Raw genomic sequence first — 17,484 nt, 5'->3', positions numbered from 1 at the left:
GAGACTCTATGCGTCGTGCCCTGCTGTTCGTTTGTGCGTTGCTCACGCTGCCTGTCCAGGCCTTCGAGCTGAAGCCGTTTTCCGCCAGCTATACCGCCGATTGGAAGCAACTGCCCATCAGCGGGACCGCGGAGCGCAGCCTGAAGCGCCTCGACGATGGTCGTTGGCAGCTCGGCTTCGAGGCCGCCATGCTGGTGGCCAGCCTCACCGAGCAAAGCACCTTCCGCGTCGAGAACGACACCTTCCTGCCCCTCAACTACCGCTTCAACCGCAGCGGCCTCGGCAAGGCCAAGCAGGTCGAGCTGGACTTCGACTGGACCGAGAAGCAGGTGCTCGGCAGCGATCGCGGTGATCCGGTGCGGTTGCTGCTCAACCGCGGCCTGCAGGACAAGTCGACCTATCAGTTGGTCCTGCAGCACGACGTGGCCGACGGCAAGAAGAGCATGAGCTACCAAGTGGTCGATGGCGACGAAATCGAAACCTACGATTTCCGCGTCCTCGGCGAAGAGCAGGTGGAAACCAAGGCCGGCACTGTCGATGCGCTCAAGGTCGAGCGCGTGCGTGACCCGACCCAGAGCAACCGCAAGACCATCCTCTGGTTCGCCAAGGATTGGGACTACCTGCTGGTTCGCCTGCATCAGGTCGAGAAGGACGGCAAGGAATACCAGATCATGCTCGAAGAGGGCACGGTCGACGGCAAGCCAGTCAAAGGTCGTGGCAAGTAAGGACGAGGAAGCCGGGCAATGCCCGGCTTCTTTTTGCCCGGCCTCAGGCGGATCCGTGTTCCCGGCAGATCAGCCGCTCCGCTCCCGACGCCAACGGTTGACGCGTCAGCCCACAGAACGGCCCCTCCTCGCGCCGCTCATGGAAACGGCAACTACCGCATAAACCGAAACTCGGCACATCCTGCTGCCGCTGGATGGTCACCAGCAGCTCCCTCAGCAAAGCATCCAGCATTTCCCCACTCGGTCCCAGAGCCTCGGCCGCCTGTTGCAGGAATGCCGGTGGGGTGAGCGCCTCTAGCAGTGCCGCCCCTTCCTCGGTCAGTTCCAGATGAACGCTGCGCTTGTCCTGGGGGTCCGGCTGCTTGCGGATCAACCCCTTGTGTTCCAGCACTTTCAACGATTGCGACACCGTGCCCTTGGTCAACCCCAGGTATTCGGTAACCGCCATCGGCGTATTCGAGTAGCCGTTGCAACGGGAAAGATAATGCAGGGCGCTCACCTGCACCGGCTGCAGTTCGGCCAGCAGCGGGTGCTCGCGAGACCAGGCCCGCATCAAGCTGGTCAGGCGTTCCAGATAGTCATACAAGGCATGGCCGGACATAGGTACCTCCACAGGGAAATAGTATCGAATAAAAACAATATTGACAAAGCAGCGACGCCCACTCTATTTTTAAAACAGTATCGATTCGATACTTAATCAAGGAGAAGATCATGTCCCATGCGCGTTACTACCATGCCGGTTGCCCTGTCTGCGTGGAGGCCGAGCGGAATCTGTTGCCGCTGCTGGATACGGGCAAAGTCGATGTGGAGGTCGTTCACCTTGGTCAGCAGCCGGAACGTATGACCGAGGCTGAGCAAGCAGGCGTGCAATCCGTGCCGGCGCTGGTCGTCGATGGACAGGTGCTGCACCTGAACTTCGGCGCCGCCCTCGCTGCGCTGAAGTAAAGCAAGGCTATCGAGGGCGCTTCGTGAGCAATTACCGACCGCTGGCCTGCGATCTTCACGACTACCTGGAGATCGCCTGCCTGTACCGCTATTGGTTACGTATCGAGCTGTACGACGGCGAGCCGTTCGAAGCCGAAGCAGTGACCACGGAAACCACGGCGAGCAAGGAGGAATTTCTGGTGGTTCAGGTCGAAGGCGCCTCCCACCGGCTGCGGCGTGATCGCCTGCGGGCAATCACGCCGTGCAACAAGGGCGCGCGTTTCGGCCGGGTCGAACTGGAATAACGCCAGCCAAAGGCAAAAAAGAAGCCGGGCACTGCCCGGCTTCTTTCATTCACCACATCAGATCATCCGGCACCTTGTAGGCAGCATACGGATCGTCCTCATCCGCTTCCTCGGTGGGAGTGTTGAGCAGGACGATACGGCGCGGATCGCGCTCCTGGATCTTCACCGCCGCATCGCGCGGGATGATCTCGTAGGTGCCGCCATGCCGAACGATAGCCAGCGAGCCACGGCTGAGCTTGTCGCGCATCAGGTCGTTCACGGAGATGCGCTTGACCTTCTTGTCATCGACGAAGTTATAGTAGTCGTCAGTAGTCAGCTTCGGCAGACGGGAGCGCTCGATCAGTTGCTTGATCTGGGCGGTGCGGGCCTTCTGCTCCGCTTTCTCCTGCTGCTGGCGATTCAACTCGCGGTCGCGCTCGATCTTCTCGGCCTGGGCGGCCAATGCGGCCTGGCGCTGCGAATCGTCCTTTTCGACCTGGCCCTTTTTCTCCAGACGTTCCTGTTTCTGCTTTTGCTTGCCGGCCTGCTTGACCTGTTTTTCACTGACCAGCCCGGCTTTCAGCAGCTGGTCGCGTAGGGAAAGACTCATAACCTACCCGCTTGTCTCAATAAAGTTGGAATCGCCGAACGAACCGCATCGGACCTCGCGCCGTATCAGCCACAGCCCAGTGTGTCCTTCTCCTGCCGCTTGGCCTCGCTCCACAGGGTATCCAGTTCTTCGAGGGTGCAATCTTCGATGGGCCGACCCGCTTCGCGCAATGCCTGTTCGATAAAACGGAAGCGTCGCTCGAACTTGCCGTTGGCGCTTCGCAGTGCCGTCTCCGGGTCGACCGTGAGGTGACGCGCCAGATTAGTGACCACAAACAGCAGATCGCCGATTTCCTCGGCCACTGCTTCCGGGTCGTTTTCGCTCATGGCCTCCAGCACTTCGTCCAGCTCTTCACGGAGCTTGTCCACCACCGGCAAAGCTTCGGGCCAGTCGAAACCCACCTGGGCCGCGCGCTTTTGCAGCTTCACCGCCCGCGACAAGGCCGGCAGCGCCGCCGGCACATCGTCCAGCAACGACAGTTGCTCCGGCGCCTCGGCCTTTTCCGCCCGTTCCTCCGCCTTCAGAGCTTCCCAGCGCTGCTTGACCGCCGCCTCCTCCAGGCTGTGTCGGTCCGCCACGCCGTAGAGGTCGCCATCCGGGAATACATGGGGATGGCGACGAACCAATTTGCGAGTGATGCCATCGACCACCGCATCGAAGCCGAAACGCCCCTCTTCCCGGGCCAGTTGGCAGTAGTAGACGACCTGGAACAGCAGGTCGCCGAGTTCGCCCTGCAAGTGCTCGAAATCGCCGCGTTCGATAGTGTCGGCGACCTCGTAGGCCTCTTCGATGGTGTAGGGAACGATGGTCGCGTAGGACTGCTTGAGATCCCAGGGGCAACCGTGCCGCGGGTCGCGCAGGCGGGCCATCAGGTACAGCAGATCGGGTAGTGAGTACATAAGCGTTCCGAGGTAAACGCAGGCCACGCACTGTATGGCGCGGCCTGCCGGATCAGGAGGCGCGGTTGCGTTTCGCCTCGATGATGTTCGGCAACTGGGAAATCTTCGCCAGCAGCCGGCCCAGGGAATCCAGCCCAGGGATTTCGATGGTCAGCGACATCAGCGCCGTGCTGTCTTCCTTGTTCGAGCGGGTGTTCACCGCCAGCACGTTGATGCGCTCGTTGAGCAGCACCTGGGAGACGTCGCGCAGCAGGCCGGAACGGTCGTAGGCGCGGATGACGATATCCACCGGATAGGTCTGCACCGGCACCGGCCCCCAGCTGACCTGGATGATCCGCTCCGGCTCGCGTCCGGCCAGTTGCAGCGCGGTGGCGCAGTCCTGCCGGTGGATGGTCACCCCACGTCCCTGGGTGATGTAGCCGACGATCGGGTCGCCCGGCAGCGGCTGGCAGCAGCCGGCCATTTGCGTCAGCAGGTTGCCGACTCCCTGGATCTGAATGTCGCCTCGCTTGCCGGGCTTGTGCGGGCCGTGTTTGCGCGGAATCAGCTCCAGTTGTTCGTTGCCGCGCTCCGGCTCGACCAACTGTTGCGCCATGTTGACCAGATGGGCCAGACGCAGGTCGCCGGCACCGAGGGCGGCGAACAGGTCCTCCGCCGTCTTGAGGTTGGCCTTTTCCGCCAGCCGGTCGAAGTCCACCGGCGGTAGGCCGACCCGGTTCAGCTCGCGCTCCAGCAACGCCTTGCCAGCGGCGACGTTCTGGTCGCGGGCCTGCAGCTTGAACCAATGGACGATCTTCGCCCGTGCCCGCGAGGTGGTGATGTAGCCCAGGTTGGAGTTCAGCCAGTCGCGGCTCGGCGAGCCCTGCTTACTGGTGATGATCTCCACTTGCTCGCCGGTCTGCAGGCTGTAGTTGAGCGGCACGATGCGGCCGTTGACCTTCGCCCCCCGGCAGTTGTGGCCGATCTCGGTATGCACGCGGTAGGCGAAGTCCAGCGGCGTGGCGCCCTTGGGCAGGTCGATGGCGTGGCCGTCCGGAGTGAATACGTAGACCCGGTCCGGCTCGATATCCACCCGTAATTGTTCGGCCAGCCCGCCAATATCGCCCAGTTCCTCGTGCCACTCGAGTACTTGGCGCAGCCAGGAGATTTTCTCTTCGTAATGGCTGGAACCGGATTTGACGTCGGTGCCCTTGTAGCGCCAATGCGCACACACCCCCAGCTCGGCTTCCTCGTGCATGGAATGGGTGCGGATCTGCACCTCCAGCACCTTGCCGTCCGGGCCGATCACCGCGGTGTGCAGGGAGCGGTAGCCGTTCTCCTTGGGGTTGGCGATGTAGTCGTCGAATTCCTTGGGAATGTGCCGCCACAGGGTGTGGACGATGCCGAGCGCCGTGTAGCAATCGCGCACTTCCGGCACCAGCACCCGTACCGCGCGCACGTCGTAGATCTGGCTGAACTCCAGCCCCTTGCGCTGCATCTTCCGCCAGATGGAATAGATGTGCTTGGCCCGCCCGCTGATGTCGGCCTTGATGCCGGTGGCATCCAACTCGTCGCGCAATTGCTGGACGACATTGGTGATGTACTGCTCGCGATCCAGCCGGCGCTCGTGCAGGAGCTTGGCGATCTGCTTGTACTGCTCGGGCTCCAAGTAGCGGAAGGACAGGTCCTCCAGCTCCCACTTGATATGACCGATGCCCAGCCGGTGGGCCAGGGGAGCATAGATATCGAAGACTTCGCGGGCGACGCGGTGGCGTTTTTCCTCGCTGGCGTGCTTGACCGCGCGGATCGCGCAGGTGCGCTCAGCCAGCTTGATCAGAGCGACGCGTACGTCGTCGACCATGGCCACCAGCATCTTGCGCAGGTTCTCCACCTGGGCCTGGGCGCCGAGCACCATGGACTGACGTGGGTTGAGACTGGCGCTGATCGCCGCCATGCGCAGCACGCCTTCGATCAGCTTGGCCACCACCGGGCCGAAACGCTGGTGCACCGCGGCCAGGGTGATCTTGCCCTCGCGCACACCACGGTAGATCACCGCGGCGACCAGGGAGTCCTGGTCGAGCTTGAGGTCAGCGAGGATTTCCGCGATCTCCAGGCCGGTCTGGAAGCTGGAGGTGCCCTCGACCCAGAGGTTCTGCGCGGCGTTGGCCTGCTGCTCGGCTTCGCGGGCGAACTCGCAGGCGTCCTTCAACGCCTCACGCTCCAGCGCCGGGTCCAGGCTGAGGACATGATCCAGCCAGGACTCGAGGTTGATACTGCCGTCAGTGTTGATCGGCTGGTGCGCTCTCACCTGTACCATTACTTACCCTTCCCCTACGGCGCGCCCTCGGGCCCGCCGGATTGTCGCCTGCCTCTACGGGCCGGTCGGATTACAGGGGCATCCTAGCCCCTCTCGAATAACGCCATCGCCTCGACATGCGCGGTCTGCGGAAACATGTCGAGAATGCCGGCCCGCTTCAGCCGGTAGCCCTGCCGCGCCAGCTCCGCGGCATCGCGCGCCAGGGTCGCCGGGTTGCAGGACACATACAGCAGGCGCCCGATCGCCAGGTCGCCGATCTGCCGTACCACCTCCAGCGCACCGTCCCGCGGCGGGTCGAGCAACGCGGCGGAGAAGCCGCGCTCGACCCAGCGCTGACCGGTCAGCGGCTTCGACAGATCGGCCTGGAAAAAGTGCAGGTTCTCCAAGCCGTTGGCCGCAGCGTTGCCACGCGCCCGTTCGACCATTGCCTCCACGCCTTCCACTGCCACCACTTCACGCGTCCCGCGGGCCAGCGGCAGGGCGAAATTGCCCAGGCCGCAGAACAGATCCAGTATCCGCTCATCGTCTTTCGGTGCCATCCAGTCTAGCGCCTGGCTGACCATCGCTTCGTTGACCGGTGCGTTGACCTGGACGAAATCGCCCGGTCGGTACTCCAGACGCAGCCCCCACGACTCCAGCCGATAACCCAGGGATTGCCCCGGCTCGACCGGTTGCGGCTCGCCGGCGCCGTGCAGCCACAGCTGGGTCCGGTGCTCGTCGCAGAAACCCCGCAGACGGGCCAGATCGGCGTCCGGCAATGGCGCGGTATGCCTCAGCAACACGGCTTCCGCAGTGCCGCTGAATACTTCCACGTGGCCGACAGCCTGGGGTTTTTCGAGCTGGCGCAGTAGCTGCGGTAACGCGCGCACGATCGGCTGCAAGGGCTGTACCAGCACTGGACACTCGCCAATGGCAACGATGTCCTGGCTGGCGGCGGCACGAAAGCCGACCTCCAGCCGACGGGCCTTGGCGTCCCAGCGCACGGCAATCCGCGCACGACGCCGGTAGCCGAATTCCGGACCGACCAACGGTAGCGCCCACTCGTCGGGTTGTAACTCGGCGAAACGCGCGAGCTGTTCGGCGAGGGTGCGCTGTTTCAGGGCGAGCTGTTCTTCGTGGGACAGATGCTGGAGCGTGCAGCCGCCGCAACGCCCGGCATACACGCAGGGCTCGGGGCGACGCTGCGGTGCGGCGTCCAGGATGCGCTCGGCGCGCGCGTCGACGATCTGGCTGCGCGCCGAAAGCACGCGGGCCTCGACACGCTCCAGCGGCAAGGCACCGGCGACGAACCAAGTCCGCCCGTCGGCGAAGGCAATGCCACGGCCGTCATGGGCCAGACGCTCGATGGTCAGGACCTGCTTCTTGCCCACCGGGACCTGCGGTGTACGCGCCCCGCCGCTCGGCTGGAAACGCAGCCCGGCATTGCGCTTAGCCATGGACGATACCCTGCCGGCCCGGATGGGCCACGGGCGCGATCCGGGTCGGGTCGTGCGTCGCCATGATCAATGCTCGGGGATGTCGTAGATGCCGGTGGACAGGTAGCGGTCGCCTCGATCGCAGATGATCGCCACGATCACCGCGTTCTCCACTTCCTTCGACAACCGCAGGGCTGCGGCCACCGCACCGCCGGAGGAAACGCCGCAGAAGATGCCCTCTTCCCGCGCCAGCCGGCGCATCACGTCCTCGGCTTCGCCTTGCGCCATGTCGACGATGCGGTCCACGCGCTCGGCCTGGTAAATCTTCGGCAGGTACTCGTGCGGCCAGCGACGGATGCCGGGGATCGACGCCCCTTCCTGCGGTTGCAGGCCGACGATCTGCACATCCGGGTTCTGCTCCTTGAGGTAACGCGACACGCCCATGATGGTGCCGGTGGTACCCATGGAGCTGACGAAGTGAGTGATGCGGCCCTGGGTCTGCTGCCAGATCTCCGGACCGGTGCCCCGGTAGTGCGCCTCCGGATTGTCGCCGTTGGCGAACTGGTCGAGCACCTTGCCCTTGCCGCCGCGTTGCAGGCTTTCCGCCAGGTCGCGGGCACCTTCCATGCCCTCTTCGCGGCTGACCAGCACCAGCTCGGCGCCGTAGGCGGTCATCGCCGCCTTGCGCTCGGCACTCATGTTGTCCGGCATGATCAGGATCATCTTGTAGCCCTTGATCGCCGCCGCCATCGCCAGGGCGATGCCAGTGTTCCCGGAGGTGGCTTCGATCAGGGTGTCGCCGGGCTTGATGTCGCCGCGCAGTTCGGCGCGGGTGATCATCGATAGCGCCGGCCGGTCCTTCACCGATCCCGCCGGGTTGTTGCCTTCCAGCTTCACCAGCAGGGTATTGGAGGTCTCCCCGGGCAGGCGTTGCAGGCGGACCAGCGGGGTGTTGCCGACGCAATCGGCGATGGTGGGAAACTGCAGGGTCATGGCGTCTTCGAATCCGGACGGCAGAGGGACGACTATGATAACGGCAAACCGGCGGGCACCATAACAGCCGAAGATTGCAGTCTGTTTCCCTCGGCTCCCGCTCTTTGTCCAGCTCCGCCCAGCCGCTACACTGCCGGCCAGAACCACGGAACCAGACGAGGGAAGACAGTGTTCAAGGATCTCGGCATCAAAGGCCGCGTGCTGATGCTCACCCTGCTGCCCACCAGCCTGCTGGCGCTGGTCCTCGGCGGCTACTTCACCTGGGTGCAGCTCTCCGACCTGCAGGCGCAACTCTTGCAGCGCGGAGAAATGATCGTCGAGCAACTGGCGCCCCTCGCCGCTCCGGCCCTGGCGCATGGCGACAACCGCGTGTTGCAGCGAATCGCCGCCGACGCGCTGGAGCAGCCCGACGTACGGGCGGTCTCCTTCCTCACCCCGGAGCGCCAGCGCCTGGCGCATGCCGGCCCGAACATGCTCAACGACACCCCCAGCGGCGACAGCAGCCGCCTGCTGATGCGCAGCGTCCAGGACGCCACGCGCTTCCTCCTGCCGGTCTATGGCCGCCATAGCATGGTGGCCGGGCAGGAGGCCGCCGACAGCGAACAACTGCTTGGCTGGGTCGAGGTGGAGATGTCCCACCACGGTACCCTGCTGCGGGGCTACCGCAGCCTGCTCACCAGCCTGCTGCTGATCATCGCCGGGCTGGCGGTCACCGCGCTCCTGGCGCTGCGCATGAGCCGCTCGATCAACGAGCCGTTACGGCGTATCCAACAAGGCGTCGCCCAGCTCAAAGACGGCCGCCTGGAGACCCGCCTGCCGCTGCTCGGCAGCCACGAACTGGACGAACTGGCCTCCGGCATCAACCGCATGGCCGAAGCGCTGCAGAATGCCCAGGAAGAACTCCAGCACAGCATCGACCAAGCCACCGAGGACGTCCGCCAGAACCTGGAAACCATCGAGATCCAGAACATCGAACTGGACCTGGCGCGCAAGGAGGCCCTGGAAGCGAGCCGGATCAAATCCGAATTCCTCGCCAACATGAGCCATGAAATACGCACGCCGCTGAACGGCATCCTCGGTTTCACGAATCTGCTGCTGAAAAGCGACCTGACGCCGCGCCAGCAGGACTACCTGACCACCATCGAGAAATCCGCCGACAGCCTGCTCGGCATCATCAATGAAATCCTCGATTTCTCGAAGATCGAAGCCGGCAAGCTGGTATTGGAAAGCATCCCCTTCAACCTGCGCGACCTGCTGCAGGACTGCCTGACCATCCTCGCCCCCGCCGCCCATGACAAGCAGCTGGAACTGGTCAGTCTGGTCTACCGCGATACACCGCTGTCGCTGATCGGCGACCCGCTGCGGCTCAAGCAGGTACTGACCAACCTGATCAGCAACGCAATCAAGTTCACCCGCGAAGGCACCATCGCCGTCCGCGCCATGCTGGAGGACGACAGCGACGACCGCGCCCAACTGCGCATCAGCGTGCAGGACACCGGCATCGGCCTGTCCGAGGAAGACCTGCGCACCCTGTTCCAGGCCTTCAGTCAGGCGGACAACTCGCTCAGCCGCCAGGCCGGCGGCACCGGCCTGGGCCTGGTGATTTCCAAGCGCCTGATCGAACAGATGGGCGGGGAAATCGGCGTGGAGAGCACACCGGGAGAAGGTTCGGAATTCTGGATTACCCTGAGCCTGCCCAAGGGCCGCGAAGACGTCGAGGACCACCCTCGCGCACCGCTGCTGGGCCGCCGCGTGGCCGTGCTGGAAAGCCACGAACTGGCCTGTCAGGCCCTGCAACATCAATTGGAAGACTGTGGCCTGCAGGTGCAAATCTTCGCCGACATGGACAGCCTGATCGACGGCGTGGCCGCCCAGCGTCACGGCAATGCGCCCCTCGACTTGGCGGTGCTCGGCGTGAACCTGCGCGAGTTGCCACCGGAACGGCTGAGCCAGCGTATCCGCGATCTCGAGCGGCTCGGCTGTAAATGCCTGGCGCTCTGCCCGACCAACGAGCAGGCGATCTACCACGAGGCACTGCCCGACGGCTATGCGCAATTGCAGGCCAAGCCGGCCTACACACGCAAGCTGCAGCGGGCGCTGTCTGATCTCATCAGCCCGCGCCAGTCGGTGCGCCAGGAACCCTCGTCGATTCCGAGCAACCGGGTTCCGCGCCTGCTCTGCGTCGACGACAACCCGGCCAACCTGCTGTTGGTGCAGACCCTGCTCAGCGACATGGGCGCCGAAGCCACCGCCGTGGACAGCGGCTATGCCGCGCTGGATGCGGTGAAAAAGGAACGTTTCGATCTGATTTTCATGGACGTGCAGATGCCCGGCATGGACGGACGCCAGACCACCGAGGCGATCCGCGCCTGGGAAGCCGAACACGGCCATGGTCAGGTGCCGATCATCGCCCTGACCGCCCACGCCCTCGCCAACGAAAAGCGAGCCCTGCTGCAGAGCGGCCTGGACGACTACCTGACCAAGCCGATCAGCGAGCGCCAACTGGCCCAGGTCGTACTCAAGTGGACCGGCCTCGCCCTGCGCAACCAAGGCCAGGAGCGCCCCATGGAACCACCGCCCAAGGTTGAAACCAGCCTCAGCGTGCTGGATGCCGAAGAAGGCCTGCGCCTGGCTGCCGGCAAGGCCGACTTGGCCGCCGACATGCTTGCCATGCTGCTCGCTTCCCTGGACGCCGACCGCCAGGCGATTCGCCAGGCCCGCGACGCCGGCGACCGCGCCACCCTGATCGAGCGCGTCCATCGCCTGCACGGCGCCACCCGCTACTGCGGCGTGCCGCAATTGCGCGAGGCCTGCCAGCGCAGCGAGACCCTGCTGAAACAGGACGACCCGGCCTACAAGACCGCCCTCGACGATCTCGATGCCGCCATCGTGCGGCTGGCCAAGGAGGCGGCGCAGATTGGCGCCTGAGTCCGGCTGGAATCGCCGCCAGCCAGCCAAGGAACCGCGTCGGAACCTGACGACAATGTTAGGATGCCGCCTTTCCGCACCATTTCGCCGAGATGGCAGACCCCGATGGCCGAACACGATTTCCGCTACACCCTGCTAAACCCCGCCCACACCCTGAACGAATGCCGCGCGCTGGCGCCGGGCCGCTACCAGGTCACCGGTACCGGTGGCTCCATCCAAGCGGGCGACACCCTGCTGGTCACGCTCAAGGGCAGCCGCGATCTCTGCCTGCGCCTCGACGTGGAAAAGGTCCGCCATCTGATCAACCCGCCGGGACAATGGATGGCCGTGGCCAAGGGCCCCGCCTTCCGCGAGCTGGCCATTCTCAACTGGCAGGTCGATTGCGACGGCTGCGGTGCGCGGCTCGATTTCGAATTCGCCGTCGATGCGGCGCTCGGCGACAAGGCCCGTGCACCGGCCGCTGAAGCGCGCATCGCCGAACTGGGCTGGCGGAACGACGCCGGCCGTCATCTCTGCCCGAACTGTCAGGAGGACAAGGCATGAAACACGCGATTGCACTCGGCCTGATCGGCGCCAGCCTGCTGGGCTGCGCCGCCGATCCGGTGAAACTGGAGCAGGAACGCAACTACCGGGTGGAGTGGATCGGCGACCGGCCGCTGCTCGACCGTAGCTACCTGACCCTGACCCTCGGCGAAGACGGCCGCGCCTTCGGCAATGCCGGTTGCAACCACTGGTTCGGCAGCTATCGACTGGAAGACTCGGCCATCAGCTTCGGCGCTCCGGGCAGCACCCGCAAGCTCTGCACGCCCGCACTGATGGAGCAGGAACAGCACTTTCTGGACGCCCTCGGCAAGATCGAACGCTGGGATGTTTCGCCACTCGGCCAACTGCGACTGTGGCCAGCGGAAGGCAAGCCGATCCGGCTGTTGCCGGAGAACTGACAACCGCATGGTAACGGATGATATCCGGCACCATGCGGCGGGATGACGGCGGAAGTCTTATAGGGTTTCCGCCCAGAGATCATATTCGTCCGCCGCAGTCACGCGCACACGGACCTTGTCGCCCGGCTTGAGCTCGACGTCGCTGTCCACGTAGACGTTGCCGTCGATTTCCGGCGCGTCGGCCCAGGAACGGCCGATGGCACCCTGCTCATCCACTTCGTCGATCAGCACTTCGATTTCCCGGCCGATCTTGCGTTGCAGGCGCTCGGCGCTGATCGCCTGCTGGTGGGCCATGAAACGCTCCCAGCGCTCCTGCTTGACCTCGTCCGGCACCGGGTCGGCCAGCTCGTTGGCCGGCGCACCGTCCACGGGGGAGTACTGGAAGCAGCCAACGCGGTCGAGCTGTGCTTCGGTCAGCCAGTCGAGCAGGTACTGGAAGTCTTCTTCGGTCTCGCCGGGGAAGCCGACGATGAAGGTGGAGCGGATGGTCAGGTCCGGGCAGACTTCGCGCCACTGCTTGATGCGCGCCAGGGTCTTATCCTCGAATGCCGGACGCTTCATGGCCTTGAGCACCTTCGGACTGGCGTGCTGGAACGGGATGTCCAGGTAGGGCAGCAGCTTGCCTTCGGCCATCAGCGGGATCACGTCGTCGACGTTCGGGTACGGGTAGACGTAGTGCAGGCGCACCCAGACGCCCATGCCGGACAGCGCTTCGCACAACTCCTTCATGCGGGTCTTCACCGGCTGGCCGTTCCAGAAATCGGTCTTGTACTTCAGGTCCACGCCGTAGGCGCTGGTGTCCTGAGAGATCACCAGCAGCTCCTTGACCCCGGCCTTGACCAGGCGCTCGGCCTCGCTGAGCACATCGCCCACCGGGCGGCTGACCAGCTTGCCACGCATGGACGGGATGATGCAGAAGCTGCAGCTATGGTTGCAGCCTTCGGAAATCTTCAGGTAGGCATAGTGGCGCGGGGTGAGCTTGATACCCTGCGGCGGCACCAGGTCGATCAGCGGGTTGTGCTCGGCTTTCGGCGGCACCACCTCATGCACGGCGGTGACCACCTGCTCGTATTGCTGCGGGCCGGTCACGGCCAACACGCTCGGATGCACCTCGCGGATCGCCGACTCTTCCACACCCATGCAGCCGGTGACGATCACCTTGCCGTTCTCGGCAATGGCCTCGCCGATCGCTTCCAGCGACTCCGCCTTGGCGCTGTCGATGAAACCACAGGTGTTGACCACCACCACGTCGGCATCCTGGTAGGTGGGTACGACTTCGTAACCCTCCATGCGCAACTGGGTCAGGATGCGTTCGGAATCGACCAGAGCCTTGGGGCAACCGAGGCTGACGAAACCGACTTTCGGCGTGGAGGGGGTGGACATGGCTAACCTCGATGGGGCGCTCACAAGGCGCCTCTGATCAAAAAGTGCGCAATTCTAGCGGCAGGTCTCTCGCTTGACCAGCCTCTCCGACGGGGAAATCGAACGCTCCGACGCCGGCCTCAACTCCCCTCAGTCCGCCCCGGCCGTCCGTGCCCGAATGGCCCGGATCAGACGCTCGGCGAGAGCCGCATAGTTCTCATCGAAATGATGACCACCGGGTAGCGCCAGACGTTCCCCCTGATAGGCCGGATCGGTGCAGCCGCTCTCCCCGGCTTCTTCGCGCCCGTACACGCAGAGCACCCGGGCCGGCGGCAGGCGGACCAGCTCGGGTACGGTCGCCGCTTCCTGCCCGGTGCTGCCCAGCCAGCCCTGTACCTCGATCTCGAAGCTCCCGCTGCGGGCCAGGGCGAGCAGCACCACGGCATCCACCTGCTCCCGCTCGGCGGCGGGCAGGCGGTTGTAGATGGCCGGCAGCACATCGGCGCCGAAGGAATAGCCGACCAGCACGAAGTGGCGCATACCGGCCTGGCGGTGCTGCCGCATCAGCCGGGCCAGGTCGGCGGCCCCCTGCTCGGGTGACTTGTGCTCCCAGAAATAACGCAGGCTGTCGATGCCGATCACCGGATAGCCGCCCTTCGCCATTTCCTCGGCCACGGCGCGATCCAGATCGCGCCAGCCGCCATCGCCGGAATAGAACAGGGTCAGGGTGTCGGAAGACTGCGCAGCGGGGACGTCGACTACGGGCAGTTCGTTACCCTGCCCTTGCAGCAGACGGCGAAGTTGCGCCTCCAGCAGTTGCGGCAGGGCCGTGTCGTAGTCGCCGATCAGCGTCTCGGCATTGGCCTGGCCCCGGACGAAACGCGCGCTGGCGTCGTCCGGGTTATCGTTCCAGGCAGCCAGCCAGTGGCCGTGCGCAGCACTTTCCGGCAGCGGCTGGGCGCAATCCGGATGCTCCAGGGAAAAGCCCACCGACAACGCCCGTGCCTTGTCGTCGTCCTGCCCGGCCAGCCAGCGCCAGGCCAGGGCTGCACCGGGGCCGATGCCGGCAACCAGCGTCGGCGCTCCATCCAACCGTTTCAGCGCCGCCTGCAAGCGGTGCTGCTGGGCCGCACAATCGTTCTCCGGCACGGCCACCTGAACGATCCGCGCGGCAGTATCGTGCGCCAGTGCCAGCAGGCGCGTATCGTCCAGCACCTGGCCGTCAGGCACGGCAAGCAGCACGCGTATCTGCGGATGGCGGCCGGCATCGGCCTGCACCAGGGCAGTCCCGTCCTCCACCTTCAGGTGCTGCAGGCGGGCGTTCGGCAGCATCTGGCTCCACAGCAGCAACACAGCGGCCACCACGAGCAGAACGCTAGCCGCCAGAATGTGATGTCGATAGCGCTTGAGCATCAGCGTTTCACCAATCCAGTCAGGCCGCCGGCAATCAGGGCGGCGGTATCGGCCAGCGCCACCAGCGGATCGAGTCCTGCCGGCACGGCCAGGTAACGGGGTTCCCAGTCCGGCTGAAACTTGTCCTTGAAACGGCGCAGTCCTTGGAAGTTGTAGAACAGGCGGCCTCGACGGAACACCAAGGCCCCCAGGCGCTGGGCCATGGGCGCACCACGCCGGGGCTGGAGTCCGGCCAGCGGCACCATGCCCAGGCTGAAGCGGGCATGGCCGCTGGCCTTGTAATGCAGGATCAGGCCGAGCATGAGGAATTCCATGGTCGACTTGGGCGCCTCGGGATGCACGCGCATCAGGTCCAGGCTGGCCAGTTCGCGACCGTCGGTCTCCAGCAGGTTGGCGAAGGCCACCGGCTGGCCCTGGTAGCGGATCAGCGCGATGCGGAAATGCTGCAGGTACGCCGGACTGAAACGCCCCAGGGAAAAACCCTTCTCGCGACCCTGTTTGCCGCCCAGCCAGGCATCGGAAATCACCTGCAACGCTTCCAGCGGAGCCTGCCCCGGCTCGTGGATTTCCAGGGCGAGCCCGTCGCGCTGGCTGCGGTTCCAGGTATAGCGCAAGTCCTTCATACCCTTGCTGTCGAGGTCGAAGCGCGCCAGATCGACGCGCGCTTCCTCCCCCAGCTTCAGGGCGCTCAGTCCGATGTCCATATAGAAAGGTAGATTCTCCGCCCGCACCTGGTAAAACACCGGCCGCGCGTGGTGGCGGTCGCAGAGGTCGCGGAATTGCCAGATCAGCTCGGCGCGCTGCTGCGCCGGGCCGATCGGATCGAACAGCGCGACCAGGCTGCGCCCGCGCCGGGCATACATCAGGAAGGCGTTGCCATCCGGGTGGAACAGCAGGGCCTTGTCGCCGCTCAATGCCAGACCCCCGTCCGGCTGGTCGGAAGCTTTGACGATGGCAGCGGCGCGGGCCAACGCTTCCACGTCCGGCAGCAGGATCGCCGGCGGCGCCGCACGCAACAGCCAGGTCAACGCCACCACCAGCAGCAACAAAGCGCTGCCCAGCGCCGAGCGCAGGGCACGCGGCGCATCGGCATCCAGGGCGAACTGCCACCAGAGTTCATGGCTGTACGGGACGTCCTGATAGGCGAACAGCAGCAGCCACACCGACGCCGCCAACACGCACAGGCTGGCGACCAGGTAGATGGGCGAGAACGGCAGTTCCAGCAGCCGGCTCGGCCGGTAGAACGAGCGCCGGAACGCAGCCAGTAGCGCCGCCGTCATGGCCAGCAGGCTGGCCTCTTCCCAGTCGAAACCTTTCAACAACGACAACACCGCACCGGCCAGCAGCAATACCAGCGTCAGGGCCCAGGCCGCGGACAGGCGCCTGCGCAAGCCCTGGGCGAGGAGCAGGCAGAGCACGCCAATCAGACTGGCGCCGAGGTGAGATGCATCGATCAGGCGGTGTGGAATCAGGAATCCCAGATGTTCCAGCCGTGTATCGATGGCCGGCGTCGCCCCGGAGAACAACAGCACCACGCCGGCCAGGAACACCAGCAACGCCAGCACCGGCGCCGCCATTCCGGAGGCGATCCGCATCGCCTGGCGGGCCGGGGTCAGCCGGCGCGCCTCGTTGAGCAACAGCAACAGGCAAGCCAGCAGCAACGGCAGCAGGACATAGATCAGCCGGTACAACAGCAGGGCCGCCGCCAGCGGCGCCGAGCCCAGGGTTCCGGCGAACGCCGCCAGCAGCACTGCCTCGAACACCCCGACGCCACCAGGCACATGACTGAGCACCCCGGCCGCCAACGCCAGCAGATAAACCGCCAGGAAAGCGCCGAACGGCGGAGCCTCCGGCAACAGCAGATAGAGCACCGCAGCAGCGGCGGAGACGTCCAGCGCGGTGATCGCCAGTTGCAGCAGGGCCAGGCGCAGGCCGGGCAGGCGCAAGGTCCGTCGGCCGAATCCGATCAGCAGGCTGTCCGGATTCGGCCGTTCGGACAGCCGATAGCGACGCATCGCCAGCAACAACGAACCGGGCACCACCAGCACGACAATCGCCAGCGTCGCCAGTACCGGCTCGGACAGACGCAAGGCCGCGGCGGCATCCGGTAGATCGACCAGTGCCGCGATGGCCGCCAGCACCGGCAAGACACAGCCCAGCGACAGGCTGGCGAACACGGACATCCGCGCCACGTCCGCCGCCCCGGCCCCCTGGCGGGCATACAGGCGATAGCGCACCGAACCGCCGGAGAGCATCGAGAAACCGATCGCATTGCCGATGGCGAAAGCACTGAAGCCCCCCAGGGCGAGGCTGCCGACCGGCAAGCGCACCCCGGCGTAACGCGCCGCCGACCACTCATAGCCCAGCAAGGCCAGGAAGCCCACCGCCGTCGCGGCAAAGGCCCCGGCCAACGCCGTACCGGGCACCTCCCCCAAGGCGCCGCGCAACGCCTGCGGGTCCACCTCGCCCAGCAAGTGATAACAGGCGACCAGCGCCAGGCCGAACAACAGCAACGTGAGCGCCAGTCCCAGCGGCTGCCGGTACGTCGCCAAGCGCCGCCAACCGCGCAGGGGCAAGGAAGGGGGAATGGGAGAATCGAGGGGGGGCTGTTGCGAAGAGGCTGGATTGACGCGCATCGAGGACCTCATGAGCTGATCCGCTCAGAGTGGGGGCGCCAAGGCGGCTTGCAAGTGC

Annotated in this window: 15 protein-coding genes; 6 read left to right on the top strand and 9 right to left on the bottom strand. The window is 65.2% G+C overall.

What is annotated here, in order from left to right:
• Positions 1 to 8 precede the first annotated feature (8 nt).
• On the top strand, positions 9 to 725 hold the full coding sequence (locus BZL41_RS25795) for a DUF3108 domain-containing protein (protein ID WP_084334677.1): 717 nt from the start codon (positions 9 to 11) through the stop codon (positions 723 to 725).
• Between the two features lie 43 nt (positions 726 to 768).
• Here BZL41_RS25795 and BZL41_RS25790 read toward each other — a convergent pair whose 3' ends face one another.
• Positions 769 to 1,326, bottom strand: coding sequence for a MarR family winged helix-turn-helix transcriptional regulator (locus BZL41_RS25790; protein WP_095601899.1), 558 nt, complete (start codon positions 1,324 to 1,326; stop codon positions 769 to 771).
• 110 nt (positions 1,327 to 1,436) lie between these two features.
• Here BZL41_RS25790 and BZL41_RS25785 point away from each other — a divergent pair, with 110 nt between their 5' ends.
• The gene (locus BZL41_RS25785) at positions 1,437 to 1,670 is read left to right on the top strand and encodes a thioredoxin family protein (protein WP_095601898.1); all 234 of its coding nucleotides are present in this window, start codon (positions 1,437 to 1,439) and stop codon (positions 1,668 to 1,670) included.
• Between the two features lie 23 nt (positions 1,671 to 1,693).
• Positions 1,694 to 1,954 (top strand): Rho-binding antiterminator, encoded by a 261-nt coding sequence (locus BZL41_RS25780; protein WP_095601897.1) that lies wholly within the window; start codon positions 1,694 to 1,696, stop codon positions 1,952 to 1,954.
• Between the two features lie 49 nt (positions 1,955 to 2,003).
• On the opposite strand, the gene BZL41_RS25775 is transcribed toward BZL41_RS25780, so the two are convergent.
• The 5 genes from BZL41_RS25775 to cysM form a co-directional block, all read right to left on the bottom strand.
• Positions 2,004 to 2,543 (bottom strand): DUF2058 domain-containing protein, encoded by a 540-nt coding sequence (locus BZL41_RS25775; protein WP_095601896.1) that lies wholly within the window; start codon positions 2,541 to 2,543, stop codon positions 2,004 to 2,006.
• Between the two features lie 65 nt (positions 2,544 to 2,608).
• Positions 2,609 to 3,442, bottom strand: coding sequence for a nucleoside triphosphate pyrophosphohydrolase (mazG, locus tag BZL41_RS25770; protein WP_095601895.1), 834 nt, complete (start codon positions 3,440 to 3,442; stop codon positions 2,609 to 2,611).
• A gap of 52 nt (positions 3,443 to 3,494) precedes the next feature.
• Entirely contained in the window at positions 3,495 to 5,738 is a 2,244-nt protein-coding gene (gene relA / locus BZL41_RS25765) for a GTP diphosphokinase (RefSeq protein ID WP_084334689.1), read from the bottom strand.
• Between the two features lie 83 nt (positions 5,739 to 5,821).
• Positions 5,822 to 7,174, bottom strand: coding sequence for a 23S rRNA (uracil(1939)-C(5))-methyltransferase RlmD (gene rlmD / locus BZL41_RS25760; RefSeq protein ID WP_095601894.1), 1,353 nt, complete (start codon positions 7,172 to 7,174; stop codon positions 5,822 to 5,824).
• Between the two features lie 66 nt (positions 7,175 to 7,240).
• A complete protein-coding gene (gene cysM, locus BZL41_RS25755) occupies positions 7,241 to 8,146 on the bottom strand; it encodes a cysteine synthase CysM (RefSeq protein ID WP_095601893.1) in 906 nt (301 codons plus the stop codon).
• Positions 8,147 to 8,314: 168 nt separating this feature from the next.
• On the opposite strand from cysM, the gene BZL41_RS25750 reads away from it, so the two are divergent.
• The 3 genes from BZL41_RS25750 (at position 8,315) to BZL41_RS25740 (ending at position 12,015) form a co-directional block, all read left to right on the top strand.
• Positions 8,315 to 11,074, top strand: a complete 2,760-nt coding sequence (locus BZL41_RS25750) for a response regulator (RefSeq protein ID WP_095601892.1) — start codon at positions 8,315 to 8,317, stop codon at positions 11,072 to 11,074.
• A 105-nt stretch (positions 11,075 to 11,179) separates the two neighbouring features.
• Entirely contained in the window at positions 11,180 to 11,617 is a 438-nt protein-coding gene (locus BZL41_RS25745; protein WP_095601932.1) for a hypothetical protein, read from the top strand.
• A complete protein-coding gene (locus BZL41_RS25740) occupies positions 11,614 to 12,015 on the top strand; it encodes an META domain-containing protein (RefSeq protein WP_095601891.1) in 402 nt (133 codons plus the stop codon). Before BZL41_RS25745 ends, BZL41_RS25740 begins: the two co-directional genes overlap by 4 nt.
• Positions 12,016 to 12,072: 57 nt before the next feature.
• Here the strand turns inward: BZL41_RS25740 and rimO are convergent, their stop codons facing one another.
• The 3 genes from rimO to mprF all read right to left on the bottom strand — a co-directional run bounded on the left by rimO (position 12,073) and on the right by mprF (position 17,426).
• On the bottom strand, positions 12,073 to 13,398 hold the full coding sequence (gene rimO / locus BZL41_RS25735; RefSeq protein ID WP_095601890.1) for a 30S ribosomal protein S12 methylthiotransferase RimO: 1,326 nt from the start codon (positions 13,396 to 13,398) through the stop codon (positions 12,073 to 12,075).
• A 129-nt stretch (positions 13,399 to 13,527) separates the two neighbouring features.
• Positions 13,528 to 14,790: a virulence factor family protein gene (locus tag BZL41_RS25730; RefSeq protein WP_095601889.1), complete on the bottom strand. Its 1,263-nt coding sequence runs from the start codon at positions 14,788 to 14,790 to the stop codon at positions 13,528 to 13,530.
• On the bottom strand, positions 14,790 to 17,426 hold the full coding sequence (gene mprF, locus BZL41_RS25725) for a bifunctional lysylphosphatidylglycerol flippase/synthetase MprF (RefSeq protein WP_095601888.1): 2,637 nt from the start codon (positions 17,424 to 17,426) through the stop codon (positions 14,790 to 14,792). The genes BZL41_RS25730 and mprF overlap by 1 nt, the downstream gene beginning before the upstream one ends.
• Between the last annotated feature and the right edge of the window lie 58 nt (positions 17,427 to 17,484).

It is taken from the genome of Pseudomonas sp. PIC25 (assembly GCF_002286785.1).
Lineage (GTDB): Bacteria > Pseudomonadota > Gammaproteobacteria > Pseudomonadales > Pseudomonadaceae > Pseudomonas_M.
The sequence above is the reverse complement of the archived record's forward strand: the minus strand, read 5'-3'. Positions and strand labels throughout refer to the sequence as shown.